12 protein-coding genes are annotated in these 15082 nt (G+C 38.5%); 6 read left to right on the top strand and 6 right to left on the bottom strand.

Translation table 11 applies throughout. From position 1 onward, the window contains the following. The first annotated feature begins 444 nt into the window (after window positions 1-444). From C9J51_RS09195 to C9J51_RS09185, 3 genes are all read left to right on the top strand, one after another. On the top strand, window positions 445-759 hold the full coding sequence (locus tag C9J51_RS09195; RefSeq protein ID WP_045036127.1) for a hypothetical protein: 315 nt from the start codon (window positions 445-447) through the stop codon (window positions 757-759). A gap of 389 nt (window positions 760-1148) precedes the next feature. Then, window positions 1149-2021 (top strand): ABC transporter ATP-binding protein, encoded by an 873-nt coding sequence (locus tag C9J51_RS09190; RefSeq protein ID WP_082301501.1) that lies wholly within the window; start codon window positions 1149-1151, stop codon window positions 2019-2021. Continuing rightward, on the top strand, window positions 2021-2851 hold the full coding sequence (locus C9J51_RS09185; RefSeq protein ID WP_045040260.1) for a hypothetical protein: 831 nt from the start codon (window positions 2021-2023) through the stop codon (window positions 2849-2851). Before C9J51_RS09190 ends, C9J51_RS09185 begins: the two co-directional genes overlap by 1 nt. Window positions 2852-2987: 136 nt before the next feature. Here C9J51_RS09185 and C9J51_RS09180 read toward each other — a convergent pair whose 3' ends face one another. From C9J51_RS09180 to C9J51_RS09165, 4 genes are all read right to left on the bottom strand, one after another. Beyond that, the gene (locus tag C9J51_RS09180; protein ID WP_036795050.1) at window positions 2988-3191 is read right to left on the bottom strand and encodes a hypothetical protein; all 204 of its coding nucleotides are present in this window, start codon (window positions 3189-3191) and stop codon (window positions 2988-2990) included. Between the two features lie 331 nt (window positions 3192-3522). Further along, on the bottom strand, window positions 3523-6396 hold the full coding sequence (locus C9J51_RS09175; RefSeq protein WP_045036125.1) for an Hsp70 family protein: 2874 nt from the start codon (window positions 6394-6396) through the stop codon (window positions 3523-3525). Between the two features lie 168 nt (window positions 6397-6564). After that, complete coding sequence (locus C9J51_RS09170) at window positions 6565-8400, bottom strand: Hsp70 family protein (protein WP_045036124.1); 1836 nt, start codon at window positions 8398-8400, stop codon at window positions 6565-6567. Further along, the gene (locus C9J51_RS09165) at window positions 8400-9068 is read right to left on the bottom strand and encodes a DUF2760 domain-containing protein (RefSeq protein WP_045036214.1); all 669 of its coding nucleotides are present in this window, start codon (window positions 9066-9068) and stop codon (window positions 8400-8402) included. Before C9J51_RS09165 ends, C9J51_RS09170 begins: the two co-directional genes overlap by 1 nt. Before the next feature lie 476 nt (window positions 9069-9544). Here C9J51_RS09165 and C9J51_RS09160 point away from each other — a divergent pair, with 476 nt between their 5' ends. Then, window positions 9545-9898 (top strand): YajD family HNH nuclease, encoded by a 354-nt coding sequence (locus tag C9J51_RS09160; RefSeq protein WP_045036123.1) that lies wholly within the window; start codon window positions 9545-9547, stop codon window positions 9896-9898. Window positions 9899-10031: 133 nt separating this feature from the next. On the opposite strand, the gene C9J51_RS09155 is transcribed toward C9J51_RS09160, so the two are convergent. After that, on the bottom strand, window positions 10032-11114 hold the full coding sequence (locus C9J51_RS09155; protein ID WP_045040261.1) for a site-2 protease family protein: 1083 nt from the start codon (window positions 11112-11114) through the stop codon (window positions 10032-10034). A 352-nt stretch (window positions 11115-11466) separates the two neighbouring features. Between C9J51_RS09155 and C9J51_RS09150 the strand changes: the two genes are divergently transcribed. After that, a complete protein-coding gene (locus tag C9J51_RS09150; protein WP_045036121.1) occupies window positions 11467-12393 on the top strand; it encodes an LpxL/LpxP family Kdo(2)-lipid IV(A) lauroyl/palmitoleoyl acyltransferase in 927 nt (308 codons plus the stop codon). Window positions 12394-12664: 271 nt separating this feature from the next. Then, window positions 12665-13600 (top strand): LpxL/LpxP family Kdo(2)-lipid IV(A) lauroyl/palmitoleoyl acyltransferase, encoded by a 936-nt coding sequence (gene lpxL / locus C9J51_RS09145; protein WP_045040262.1) that lies wholly within the window; start codon window positions 12665-12667, stop codon window positions 13598-13600. Between the two features lie 69 nt (window positions 13601-13669). On the opposite strand, the gene C9J51_RS09140 is transcribed toward lpxL, so the two are convergent. Further along, entirely contained in the window at window positions 13670-14959 is a 1290-nt protein-coding gene (locus tag C9J51_RS09140; RefSeq protein WP_045040263.1) for a serine/threonine transporter, read from the bottom strand. Between the last annotated feature and the right edge of the window lie 123 nt (window positions 14960-15082).

The raw sequence follows: 15082 nt of genomic DNA, 5'->3' as shown, positions 1-15082 counted from the left end.
GATAATTTAATGCTAACTATAGTTGATTATTACACTTTTATTAAGGGATATAAGGTAGGGCATAGAATAATTAGATGTGATGTTGCCCGAAAAACAGCGTCAAAAAAGAACATACATACGATTTAAAGTGAATAAATTGACGATTTTTTTAAATTAGTGTTCACAATAAAGCTAACTCAGAGTAATATTCACAGAAGTAGCGTCCCCTGTTACACGAAAATGAAAAGATCAATTATAATAAAAGAGTCTTTAATCTGAATAAGTCATTTTAAAGAATGTTGGTCGGTAAAACACCAATCTCATTTATTCATCTGAGGTTACTAATTTCATTTAGCTAAATATAGAACAATGTTAATTTTTATTATTAAGATTGCTCATTTTATCAATGCATGCTTTGTCACTCTTATGTACAAGGCAAATTTGTATTATTATCCGAGGTTATTAATGGACAGTTTCGCGGCGGCAGAAAAAGCGCTCAGTGCAATGTTAAAAAGTGTAGAAGCGACAGGTGAAGTAAAGGAAGCTCGTGTTGACTATCGCCAAATTTTAATCGATTTTGCTGATGAAGTTCCCGGTCGTCAAAAAGCAGTAATTAAGCGTATTCCCCTTCAAAAAATAAATAATCTGATTGCCGTATTACATGAGTTTAAACAAGAATCACGTCATTCTCGTATGATTGAGCTTTTAGCTATGATGGAAAAGGATGAAGTGTCACCACATGATCTTGTTATTGAAGAGCCATCTAATAAAGTTGAATAGCGATATAAATCAATGATTAAACTAATAAAGTATGTTTAATTATTGCAATATAATTATGTTTATACTGCCGATGTTTTAATGCTATATTTATTGAGTAATTTCGATTACAGCCTTCTTATTTTAATATAGTAAGTTGCATTCTTATATTAACCACTTATTTGGTATACAGAGTTAATTATATTAGCTTTGTATACTCTCGCCTTACTTTTCATTATTAACTCATATTTTTGTGCATAGTGTATTTTATTATTAGCATCTGATTATCGGTATCATATAATCAAACGTTGTTTTATTTTTAAGATCCCATTTTGTCAGCTATCAATTTATAAAATAATTTTTTCTGTTATAACTAAACATTATTTCGATTCATTGGTCATTAAGGATTCTATGTGAGTAATATAAACTGTGATGAACCTTTTATTAAAGCTCAACACATTACCAAGTCTTATCATGATAAAAAAGCATTGGAAAACATTAGCTTTAGTTTATCGAGCGGCCAAGTCCTTGGATTACTTGGTCATAATGGTGCAGGTAAATCAACGTTAATTAAAACGTTATTAGGTATGCATAGTTGTACTGGTACATTGAGTATTTTTAACCTAACACCTGAAAAAAGTCGTGAAAAAATAGTTAAACATCTTGCTTATATTTCTGATGCTGAGTCTTTACCAGAATGGATGACAGTAAAGCAATTAATGGCATATACCATGGGTGTCCATCCTCGCTTTGAACAGCAAAAAATGCAGCAATATTTAGCACAAACGAAGATCAATATTAATAGCAAAATAAAAACCTTATCGAAAGGCATGAAAGTGCAGTTACATTTGGCACTGGTGATGTCTACCAATGTTAATGTACTTATATTAGATGAACCGACGCTGGGGCTTGATCTCATGTATCGTTCGACATTTTATCGCACTCTGATGGCATGGTTTTCTGAGGGGGATCGGGCATTAATTATTGCGAGCCATGAAGTCAATGAAATAGCCCATTTATTGACAGATGTTTTAGTGCTTAAAAATGGTCAAGTGGTTTTACAAGCTTCTTTATCCTCATTGGAGACAGAGTTTACGATATTATCCGTTAATGAAGAGAATATTGTTGCTGCAAAACAATTAAAGCCATTAACGGTGAACTGTCAGCTTGGGCAATACCGATTGTTGTTTGAGGGGGTTGAAAACGCTAAATTGGCATTGTTAGGTGATATTAGTCAACCCAGTCTTGCTGATATATTTTTAGCGAAACAGCAGGAGATGGCATAATGAAACAAAGCTATACCTTGGTAAAAACTGAATTATTAGAGCATAAAATTATTATACGGTTACCGTTGTTTTTAGCGTTATTTGCAACGGTATTAGTAGTAATGATTTTAAGTAATATTAATAATTTCTCGTTTAATATTCAGATGGGTGATATTGATGGCTGGCAACCACCCATTATCGCATCATCATTTGCAGGTGTTGTTGGCTCTATATCCTTTTTTATTGCTGGTATTGTTTCTTTATTGAGTTTTTTTACTTATTCAGCAAGAGCGCTCGCAAAAGAACGTAAAGAAGGCTCTTTGGCTTTTTGGCATTCAATGCCAGTAAGCGACAGGAAAGCCATTGCGATTAAATTGTTCATTGCATTAGTTATTATTCCCTTGTTTTCATCATTATTGTTATTGTTTGTTGATGTTATCGTCTGGATCGTTGCGATGTGGGTTATGCCTGCGGATATGCTAGTTGAGAATTCACTTTCTTTAGTGGCTATTGTGATGCATTGGGGGCAATTTATCTCAATGATGGCGGCAATGAGTTTAGCGTTATTACCTATTGCTTGTGTAATCTTTTGTGCATCTCAGTTAACAGATCATCCATTGCTAGTGTTGTTTGTTGCGATAACACTCGTTAAGTTCATCAGTTATATGCTGTTTGACTCAATGGCGATAGGGGCTTGGTTAAACCGCGTCAGTAATTTGGCGTTTAATATCTTAACTAATGCTCACCCTTGGCAAACATTAGCGAGTGTAGGATCAATAACATTATTGGGATTATTAATAGCGGCGGTAGGGTTATTTAAAATCAGTGTTTATCTGAGGAGTGGTGACTAGTCATTATTGCTTAGTGTTTTTTAAAAGAGAATGTAGAGCTACATTCTCTTTTATTTAACTTATAACTGAAAATGATTATTTTATTTCATATATACATTAAGTATATTGGTTCAGTTATAAATAATATAATTATCAATTAAGCAGCAGAAACAGATTCGATGTATTGTACTTCGTTTTTATATTTACGAACATTACGAGATAATGTGCCTTTTGGTAACTCATAACGCTTCTCTGCTTCGTAGCTTGATAACCCATCAAAAACCACAGCAGCAACAGCAACACGTTGGTTCTCTGACTTGAAGATACGTTGTGCGATTAAATCATATTGTGTATTTGTCATAATCTTGCCTATTTGATTTTTTGAGAGTGGGATAATGGTCGTTCCAATTCGTCCACTCAATGCTTGAAAAATGGTCGACTTGTTATATATATAACAAGTAAACAAATGCTGTTAGCAAGACAATAGCAATATGAACCTTAACAGAAGATTAATAGAATTATTTTTATAGTTTAATTTTTGCGTAAAAATGGAAAAATTAAATCAAAAGAGCTTTTTTTAAGTATAAAGGCAGTAATTACGCCTTATTTTTAAATAAGAAATGTTAGATTGAATATATGAAGTCAAATAACGGAAGGGATTAGCTCCCGTTATTTGATTATATTGATATTAATTAACCAATAAGACGTAAACCATTGGGTAATGCATCACCGAATACGCGTTTCGTTTCTTCCTCTGTCAATATTTTGACCTCAGATACCATTTCGATCCAACTGGCAGGTGCTTTGCTTTGCTTTAACTTAGTAATGACTTGTTGGCGTAGTTCATCATTAATGTCTAATGTGCGATCCCCCGTCATTCGCGTCATCATTACTGCCGCAAAGCCAATGTATGATTCTTTACGCCAATCATAATTCATTAGCTCTGGTAAGCAGTAAGAGACATGCTCCGCGGACAATAGGTTATGAGCACTGCCATAAAATGGTGAACGGGTTGCAATACGACCAATAGCCCACCAATGCGCTTGTGCATATTGTGTTTTCTGTAGGCGACCAAATAACCACTCAATCAGCTGTAGCTTCTTATCAAACGGTAAGTGTTCTAAAGAGGCCGCTAAGCGTACCATGTCTTCGTAGCTACGCTCTTGTAGCTCTTTATTAAGCTTAGCGTTACGACTTGCGCCAGGCGTAATATACTTAGCAAGATCTTTATAGATAAGTAGTTGCTGCTCTTGGGTTAAACCGCCAGAGACGCGACGCCAGAATGTCCACCAATCACACCATGTTTGAGTATTGGTATCAAATTGAATGCCATGTTGGTATAGCGGCCAAATTTGTTCCATACGGTATTCATCAGCAGGGTAGCCAAAGCCAGGGCGCATAGTAAAGCCCGCTAGCTTTAACCAGTTACGTTCATGGAGATCTGAGCGGCGGCGGCGTTTTTTACTATCAAGTAATGCATTGGCAAGTTCACGTAAACACGGTGTTTCCCATGCATCACGTTTACCTAAGATTTTATCGAGATCATTGCGCAGTGTTTTAACCGCTTTATTGTTATCGGTGGTTTTCGTGCCACCAAAAACTTTCTTAACAGCATCAATTGCTTCTGGCATTCTCGCCGGAAGTTCACTTTCAGCTAGCGTGCTATCACTGTCATCATTACCACGGTTTAAACGGGCTAAGTCTTTACGAATAGCAAATTCAACTTTCCAACGCTTAGCATTGTCATTAAGGCTGACGGCTTCAATTTGCAGGGTGCCTACTTCAGTTAACTGACAAGCTAGGGTTACTTCTTCACGATCTTTTTGGTTCGCAGCCAGTTGGTCACGGTCACGATCACTGTCTAAGGTCGCAATAAAAGGCGGCAGGTTAATATAACCATCACCTAATATTTCAATCAGTTCACCGACATCGTGATGTTTATCATTGGTAGAAGAAACTAAGTTAAACCGTACTGGTTCACCTAATGTTAGTGCAAATTTGCGGTGGGTTAGCGTGACTTCAATCCCTTCTTCAATCCCTTTAGGTAATAAGCAGATCCCTTGTTTGGTGCCTTTATTTTCACCAATAGTTAAGAAGAACGAACGGGCAGAGCCACCACCAATTTTTAGTTGTGCGCCATGACGGGCTTTAGCATAAGCAACAGCGCCAAAGGCAACCGCTAAATCAGGGTGCAAGTTTTTAAGTTCAGTGACGGGAGCGCCGCGCCAGCGAGAAATAATATCTAGCGTACGCGCTGATAGTAGGGGGCTGTTAAACACACCACCATTGAGTAGTACGGCAACCGGAATTGCAGGTTGATCATCACTAATAACGATTGAATCTGGATGATGCAAGTTAAAATCATTAAACGCTTCACGGCACACATTGTCATGCAGATCAATAAACTGCGCGACATGCTTACTGATAGCAGGATCTGCCGCATAGGGAAGTCCAAACTCAACCATCGCCGCTTGGCGTTGATTAGGTTGATCAGTAAAGGCGGTGATAGGGAAAAAACCATCAAGGGCGATGCTATGCACTTCTTCACGGTTTAACTCAATACTTTTAGCACCACCAATCAAACGTGAGCCACTGCCGAGCATGGTCACTTTGGCGTTGTCTGGTGCATTGCCTGATAATAACTTTTCTTTCACTTTTCGCGTTTGCTGAATCAGCTTTGATAACGCGGCAGGGCTGAGTTTTTTAGATTCGCCATGTAATCGTTGTTCGGCAACGTGTGCTAATGCTAAATCGAGATTATCGCCGCCTAACATTAAGTGATCGCCAACCCCAATACGATCAAGGGTCAACTTACCTTCATCAGTGCCGACTTTGATTAAACTTAAATCGGTTGTACCACCGCCGACATCACATACCATTAATAATGGAATGTCTTTTAATAATTCATCGGCATGTTGACGGTTTTGAGCATACCAGTCATAACAAACCGCTTGTGGCTCTTCAAGGAGTAATACTTTTTGCAATCCAGCCAGTTCCGCAGCTTCTAATGTTAGTGCGCGTGCTGATTCATCAAAAGAGGCAGGAACAGTAATTACAACTTCTTGCTGTGCCAGTAAGTCATTTTTATGGTGGTAATCCCATGCTTGACGCACGTGGTTAAGGTAACTTGCACTTGCAATAACCGGAGAGACTTTCTTTACATCAGACGTTGAGGCCGTTGATGACCACGGTAGAATGGCTTCGTTACGATCAACATGTTGATGAGATAACCAACTTTTAGCACTAACAACTTGGCGACCTTCCACTTTTGCACCTAATTCACGTGCAAATTCACCAATAATCACACTTGGAATTTCACCCGCAACAGGTTCAGCATTCCAAGGTAATACCAGTTGTGTTGAATCCATTTCACCTTCCGCGGGATGATAGCGAAATGAGGGTAATAGTGGTTTGCGCGCAACTTCACCCGGTGCAATTAATTGATCAATTTCAAAAATATGCATCGGACTTGTTTCTAACGTATCTGTGATTTCACAATAAGCGACAACGGTGTGTGTTGTACCAAGGTCAATACCAACGAGATAACGTGGAGAAGATGAAGACATGCTGGCTCCATAAAATAATTGAGATGAGAACATAGCCAGATGAGAAACGTTTGATGTGTCAGTGTGTTGCGGGTAATAAATAGGTGAAAGCATACCCCTGACATGTTTCATTGGCTGGTGGATAGATAAATAAACGGCGCACTATAAAGTGCGCCGTTGTGCGAACAATTATGCTTCGCGGACGTCAAATTCAACTTGCCATTTCTGACCATTATCAGTCGCAATGGCTTCAAGGCATAACATACCTAATTCGGTCACGTGTGACGCTAGTTTGACAGGAATAACCTCGCCAGCGCTACGACCTTCAGAGACAGGTAATGTCATTTGAATTGTTGGTAATTCTTCCATTTCTTCTGGCTGCCACCAATCAAGGTGCGTACCTGCAACATCATCACGACGTACAGTTGAACCGAAGAACTTAAATTGTACTGGTTGGCCGATAATCAAACCAAATTCTTGGCTTGGTACATTTGCTTGGCTGCCTTCTTCCATACCAAAAGGAGCAACACATAGCGCTTCTAGTGGTGGTTCCATTCCAGGAATAGCAGGCATTGCACTTTCAATACCAACGTAGTAACTACTTGCGATACCACCACGAATACGTACACCTTTACCACGACGTACAAAACCGTAGTATGAAGCGCCACTTGCAACGGCAAGATCAAGATCAAGTCCTGAAAGTAGTTTAGCTTCTGTAGAACCAGCGGTTGTTAGCCAGCCATTAATCGTTGTTAAGAGACGATCTGACAATAATGAAGATTTAAGTACACCACCGTTAAACAAAATAGCGGTTGGGCGAATAAAGCCTTCGTGCTGTTGTTCATACTGTGCAAAGAGTTCTTCAACTGCTTGGCTTTGACGGCTTAAGAAACTTGCTACATGGCGCGATACCGCAGCATCTTGTGCATATGGTAGACCCATTTGGGTTAATGCGCCGCGAGCTGTTTGTACAGGTAATTCTTCAATAGCAGTTTGAGGGAAGAAACCTTCAACTAGCGTTTGTTGAACTTCTTCTTGGGTTAGTTCAGTTTGTAACGTACCACCCAATAATTTAGAACCACGGCTTGGAACAACAATCGGCATAGATTGTAATTTAGCATCGTTCAGTAGCGCTTCTTTCGCATCACGACATGCATGCGTAATAGCCAGTACTTGCCATGGTTGTAATTGTTTGCCTTCTTGCGCAAGCTTCATCTTTAAGCGATAAGCGAGAGCAAGATCCATGTTGTCACCACCCAAAAGGATGTGATCGCCAACTGCAACACGATTAAGGGTTAAATTACCGTCTTCTTCAGTAACAGCAACTAACGATAAATCTGTCGTACCACCACCGATATCGACCACGAGGATGATATCGCCAACAGCGACTTGGTCACGCCAGTTTTCGTCGTTATTTTTGATCCAGCTATAAACAGCTGCTTGTGGTTCTTCAAGCAGAGTAAGGTGCTTAAAGCCAACATTGCGTGCTGCTTCTGCGGTTAATTCACGCGCAGCAGGATCGAACGATGCAGGTACTGTGAGTGTTACGTCTTGATCACAAATAGGCGTTTCAGGATGTTGGAAATTCCACGCATCAGCCATGTGCTCAAGGTATTTTTGAGTCGCTTCTAATGGCGAGACTTTAATGACTTCTTCTGGGCTATTGAGTGGCAAGAATGCGTCACGACGATTTACGCCACCGTGACAAAGCCAACTTTTAGCACTGGAAATAAGACGAATAGGGGTCTTACTACCTAAGTTTCGTGCCATTGCACCAACAATAGCATTAGGTTTTGCATTCCAAGGAAGTGCAGTATCACCTTCAGCTAGCTCTGATTCATGAGCTTGGTACATAAATGACGGTAATTGATTTTTTTCTTCCACATTACCAGGCGTGGTTAATTGTGGAATCGCCATTACGGTGACGTCAGCGTTTTCATTTTCAAGATCAACATAAGACAGCACACAGTGTGTTGTGCCTAAGTCAATACCCACGCTGTAGCGATGTTGTTGTGTTTCTTGCATTATAGTTCTACCTCAGCGGCTGCGATGATATGTACATCATGGCCTTCTGCCAATTTAGGCAATTTAACATTTGTCACTTTCCAACCGCGATGGATTAAAGTGCCATTAAATGGTGCTTCACCAACGACGTTACCCGTTAGGCGTACTTCAGATGCGTTAAACCCTTGGGGTAGGGTAATACGTGATTCTTCTTCTTCAGCACGAACAGGTGCGAAGCTAAAGTATTCGTTAAGTACTTTCTGACCACCTTCATGAATAACACGAGCAGCGGCACCAATATCAGCATCTGCAAAGCCTTTAAGATCTTCTTGCATAAAATCAATAAAGCGCGCGTCTTGTTGTAAAAGTGACAGTAGTTGGAGAGCTGAATCGGGTGTTGATGTTTTTAGTTTAGGTTCAACTTCTACTTCAACGATCTTCTCAACAATTTTTTCTACTTCAACAATTTTTTCAACAGGTTTCTCGACGATCTTCTCAACGATTATCTCGACGGGTTTTTCAATCTCAACGATTTTTTCTACTTCAATCTCTTTTTCAACAATTTTTTCGATCTCAACAGGTTTACCTTTTTTCATTAGATACATTAACAAAAAGATCACTGCTAGTGCGCCTAAGATTGCGTGCCCCATGTCGATACTCTTTGGCATCGCCGACAAATCTACGTGCATCGCTGATAATTCAGTGAGCATATTGGAAACATCAAAAGCCATATTTGTTTACTCTTAGCGGTTAAAGGTCGATTCGTGAAACGTTCTGTTAGAATCAGCTTCAAATAATTGAATGAATATTAGCATAGACCTTTTACAAAGGTGTTATCTATACAAGGTTTTATCTTCTAAAATCTCGAATAAAAGGTCTCTTCGCTTAAATTACAGCCAAAATATTAAGTTAAATACAATGAAATTCTGTGTGATTTTTAACAGAAAAGATGGCTGACTTTTTATATGGAGGCTGTTAAAAACGATTTCAAGCTAACTGGTTGTATTAAAAGATCAACCTAGATTAAATTGTGATAGAGAACAGAAGAGCTGAAACTTTACTTGAAATTTGTTGTTCGGTGATGGTTCAATACGGCAATCGGCAGTAAGTTGCCTAAACTACTAGAGAGACTAGTGGTTTATTTCTTTATAAAATAGGTCAAGATATGTCGTCTGATTATACAGGTACTAGTGCTGCTTATGCTCGCCAAGAAGCGGGCTACCGTGAAAAAGCATTAAAAATTTATCCTTGGGTATGTGGTCGTTGTTCGCGTGAATTTGTTTATTCAAATTTGCGTGAGCTAACTGTTCACCACGTGGATCATGATCATACTAATAACCCTCAAGATGGTAGTAACTGGGAATTATTATGCTTATTTTGTCATGATCATGAACATGAAAAATACACCGATGCAGATAATGGTCAGGGCAGTGTAATTCGTGCGGGTGAAGATGATCATCAAGCAGCGACGTTTAATCCTTTTGCTGATCTTAAAGCAATGATGGAAAAGAAGAAATAATATAATACGCGAATAAGAATTAGATGCTGTTATTGATTATAACAGCAAAGAAAAGCCAGCAATTATTATTTGAATGCTGGCTTTTTTATTGTTACTTTTTGTCGTGTTGCTCTATGTGGTTAAGCTAACGTAATTAAGTGCCTAAAATTTGTAGCGGCAAGCTAAGTAAGCTGTCACCTAAGCTCGCAAAATACGCAATAATACCCATAAAAGCAGCGACAAGGCTGACATACCATATCGTTGAGAAAATTTGACCGTAGCGATCTAACGGTAATAAATGACTTTGGTGACGTTGTCGCCATTCAAAGATAATTTCTAAGCTACCCATGATCAAGAGAAAGCCAAATAATGTCAGCCCTAGTCGATAGCTTAAAATAATTCCTGCAACTGCTGCTAATGCACAAGCAATAATACCTATCTTACTGTTCATTGAAAAACTAATGCTTTTTAGAACATGACCGCCATCGAGAGGCAGAATAGGCAATAAATTAAACAGATTTAACAGTGCATTAAAGACAGCTAAGCCAGCAAAGAACATTTCACCGGTGATCCAATAGGCAATCATGCACGCTAATGACATGATTAAACCAAATGCAGGCCCCATGATTGAAATCACCACATCTTGCCAGCGAGTATTAATTTTCTCGTCGCTTAATGCTAATCCACCCAAGAAAGGAATTAAGTAAATACCTTTGGTTTTCATGCCAAAATATTTCATAGCACGAATATGACCGTATTCATGGAACACTAAACAAGCCAATAACGCTAATGCAAATTGAATTGAGAATAGCCATGAATAAGCCGCGAGACTTGCAGAGGCGAGAACCACTTTAATTAATTTAGCACTTTTGAGTGCTTTCATGCCCAATGATGCTAATCCAATTAAGCTGAATCTTTTTTCTGGGACGATCACTTGTTGTGGTTGTTGACGCTCAATATCTTTATCATTACGTTCGCCTTGTGTAATGATTTGTTGATCTGCACTCGCTTGGTAATGGATCAGAAACGGTTGCCAACTCAAGCTACCATTAAGTTGGCATTGAATGGTTTGTTCATTATTTGAAAGCTCAAACTGATGTGTAAACTGATCTGTATCGGTTGGCGCTGCTGCTATTTGTGAGACTAAGGTGTTATCCCAAAATAATTGTTGCCATCCGGCCATTGAGCCTTCAAGTCGTAACGGCTTACCTAAAAAATCGATAACCAATAATTCCAATGCATTATATCCACAGAATAAAAAAAGATAAGGCGATTATACGGGAAAAAGCAGAATGGACGAGTCCCTGTTACGGGTTGTTACATATTACATGTTATAAGCAGAAAGAATTGCTATTGGCTATAAATAACATTTTGATAATTAAGAGATTTAATTATTGATAATATTTTAATGTGATTATTTTTCATACGTTTTTTTTGAAAAGTTTGCTTAGCGTCAATTTTCATCATAAATAAGCGAGTTTTACTTTTTACTATTATAGTTAGGCCTTATTATAGACAGTCATCTAATTATTATATTTTTTGTATTTTTTTGGATAAAAAATAACGAAAAAAATGGGTCACAATATCGCATGAGTTTTAAAAATAAACCTGTATTTACACGATCATTACTTCACCCTCGTTATTGGGGTACATTAGCATTAGTAGGGTTAATGTATTCACTTAGTTTACTACCGTATTCGGTTCAATTGTTTTTAGGGAAACATATTGGTCGTTTAGCGATTAAATTAATGAAAAAGCGTCAACATATCATTCATCGTAATCTAGAATTATGCTTTCCGTTAATGAGTGTGAGTGAACGAGAAAGTCTAGTTAAAGAAAATATTGATAACACGGGATTAGCACTGTTCGAAACAGGCATGGCATGGTTTTGGTCTGATGCACGTGTTTGTCGTCATGTTACGATTAAGGGCATGGAGCATATGGAGCAATTAGAACGTGAAGGTAAAGGCGCGTTAATGGTTGCGGTGCATTCAATGAACCTTGAGCTTGGCGCACGTGCTTTTGGTATTAAAAAAACAGGTATGGGTGTTTACCGTCCTAATAATAATCCGTGTTTTGATTATTTCCAATATCAAGGTCGTTCACGATCTAACCGTACTTTAATCGATCGTAAAGACGTTAAAGGCATGCTACGAGCATTAAAAACAGGTAAGCGTGTATGGTATGCGCCGGATCATGATTATGGTTTACGACGTTCAACTTTTGCCCCTTTATTTGCGGTAAAAGACGCTTGTACAACAACAGGAACCAGTTTGTTGGTTGATGCATCACATTGTGCTGTCGTGCCATTTACCATGGTACGTGATAATGATTCAGGTCATTATACGTTAACGATATGCCCGCCAGTTGAAGGTTTTCCTCACAAAGATTCTGATGCCGCAGCTGTGTTTATTAATAAGATTGTAGAGCAATCTATCATGGCGGCACCTAGTCAATATATGTGGTTACACCGTCGTTTTAAAAATCGTCCAGAAGGGCAGTCAAGTCTTTATTAATTAAAGCAACATCATAAAAATACTGCGAAAGCTCACTTTTTAAGTGGGCTTTTTTTATTTTATATATAGCCAATAATTAAAGTTGATTTATTAACCAAATAATAACTAAACTTAATCTTTGCTGTATAGCAATTATTGGGATATTACATTGACTTGCATTCAATAAAGTATTTTACATAATATAATGGCACGATTAGTTATGTGAGTTTTTTAAGAGACTGTTTAGAATACGTATTCTTAAAATATGAGCAGAGGAACCCTGTGTTTTATTATGAGTAGATTTACTGAGCCAGCATTTCGTAAAGCTTTCTTACATCCGCGTTATTGGCCTGTTTTAATATTAATAGGAATAATGTATTTGCTAAGTTGGCTGCCTTATTTTATTCAGTTTCGTTTAGGGCAATGTATTGGCCGATTAGTCATGAAGATGATGTCCGGTCGCCGCGATACAGTCCAGCAAAATATCGCTCTGTGTTTTCCCTTTATGGCGGAAGAAGAGCAACAACATATAATGAAGCAGAATATAGATAACGCTGGGCTGGCCTTATTTGAAACGGCAATGGCGTGGTTTTGGCCTGATATTCGTGTAGAACGGCATGTTGAGGTCGAAGGATTAGAGCATCTAGAACAGTTACAACAGCAAGGAAAGGGTATTTTACTAATAGCAGTACACTCTATGAACTTAGAATTAGGTGCACGTGCTTTTGGTTTAAAGACTCCAGGTGTTGGCGTATATAGACCGAATAATAATCCCTGTTTTGATTACTTCCAGTTTAAAGGTCGTGTACGTTCCAATAAATATATGCTTGATCGTAAAAATGTGAAAGGCATGCTTAAAGGCTTAAAAAATGGTGAGATATTATGGTATGCGCCGGATCAAGATTATGGTCATGGTCGTAACTCAACCTTTGCTCCTTTATTTGCAGTAAAAGAGGCCTGTACGACAACCGGCACCAGTTTGTTGGTTGATGCTTCAGGTGCGGTGCCTTTGGCTTTTGCGATGATTCGTAATAGTAACAGTGGTAAATATACGTTAAAAATATTTCCGCCATTAACTGAGTTTCCACATAAGGATCCTCATGCTGCTGCGGTGTATATCAATAAAGCAGTTGAACGTTCTATTATGTCTGCACCAAGTCAATATATGTGGTTACATCGACGGTTTAAAACCCGTCCTGAAGGTGAGCCGAGCTTATATCATTCATAAGCCATTGATGTGAGAAAATAAAAAACCGAGCTTTTAGAGCTCGGTTTTTTTGTATGATGGCGTGCAATATTACTGTGCTAATGAGTAGAAAATAGCAGAGATAGACATTAAACCAATAATCGTTACAAAAATATTACTGATAGCCCCTGAATATTTTTTCATCGCGGGTACTTTCTTTATTGCATACATTGGCATAATAAACAGCAACATCGCAATAACGGGTCCACCTAAGTTCTCAATCATACCTAAAATACTTGGGTTTAATGTTGCAACTGCCCAAGTGGTAAGCAGCATAAACAAGGCAGTGAAGCGGTTAAGTTTTTTATCTGAAAGTGTCTTGTTATTATCACGAGCGACTTTATGAATAATACCATTCAAACCTTCACTAGCGCCTAAATAGTGGCCTAAGAACGATTTTGTTATCGCAATAATTGCCACAATCGGCGCAGCATAAGCAATAACAGGGGTATCAAAATGATTCGCTAGGTAAGTCAAAATTGAGGCATTTTGTGCTTTAGCTTCGATGAGGTTAGCAGGCGTTAAGCTTAATACGCAACTGCAAACAAAAAACATCACCGTAATAACCATCATAATATGGGCGCGTAATAAAATACGAGAGCCTTGACGTTCAGCGTTAGCACCATATTCTTTTTCTTTAGCGACAGCGAATGAAGAAATAACAGGTGAATGGTTAAACGAAAATACCATCACTGGTAAAATTAACCATACGGCCATTATTACCGTACTGCTACTGCCATTTTGAGGAATAATATCTGTGAAAATCGCATTATTCCAATGAGGGACAAGATATAACGCAAGCATCAGTAGAACCGCAACAAAAGGGAAGACTAAGATGCTCATTGCTTTTACGATCAGTTGTTCACCTAAACGAACAATGGCCATTAAAACCAGAATTAAGATCAAAGCCAAAATTGCACGTGCTGGTGGTTCAATACCGAGCTGAAACTTCATAAAGCTTTCAACAGTGTTAGTTAAAGCCACACTATAAACGAGTAAAATAGGGTAGATGGCAAAGAAATATAAAATGGTAATAAGTTTACCCATATTTTTACCAAAGTGCTCTTCAACCACCTCTGTAATATCAGCACCAGGGTTAGCACTTGATAGTACAAAACGCATCATCGCTCGGTGAGCAAAAAAGGTCATTGGTAACGCTAAAATCATCATTACGATAAGGGGAATTAAGCCGCCAACCCCCGCATTGATTGGTAAAAATAAAGTGCCAGCACCAACTGCTGTGCCATATAAACCGAGCATCCATACGGTATCACTTTTACTCCAGCCGAGCTTTTGGGTATTTTCGGTTGTTGCAGTTGTTTTCTGTTGTGCGGTGCCCATTATGGACATCTCCTTTATTTTCTTTTCAGTCACTGCATACCGAGATAAGTGAAGCCAAACAAACAAGCAAGCAAATAGATAGTGATATACAACAATGACAATTGCTGTAAGAGGTGAGCGTTC

It is taken from the genome of Photobacterium iliopiscarium (genome assembly GCF_003026395.1).
Classification (GTDB): Bacteria; Pseudomonadota; Gammaproteobacteria; order Enterobacterales; family Vibrionaceae; genus Photobacterium; species Photobacterium iliopiscarium.
This window is presented reverse-complemented; position numbering and strand designations above follow the sequence as displayed.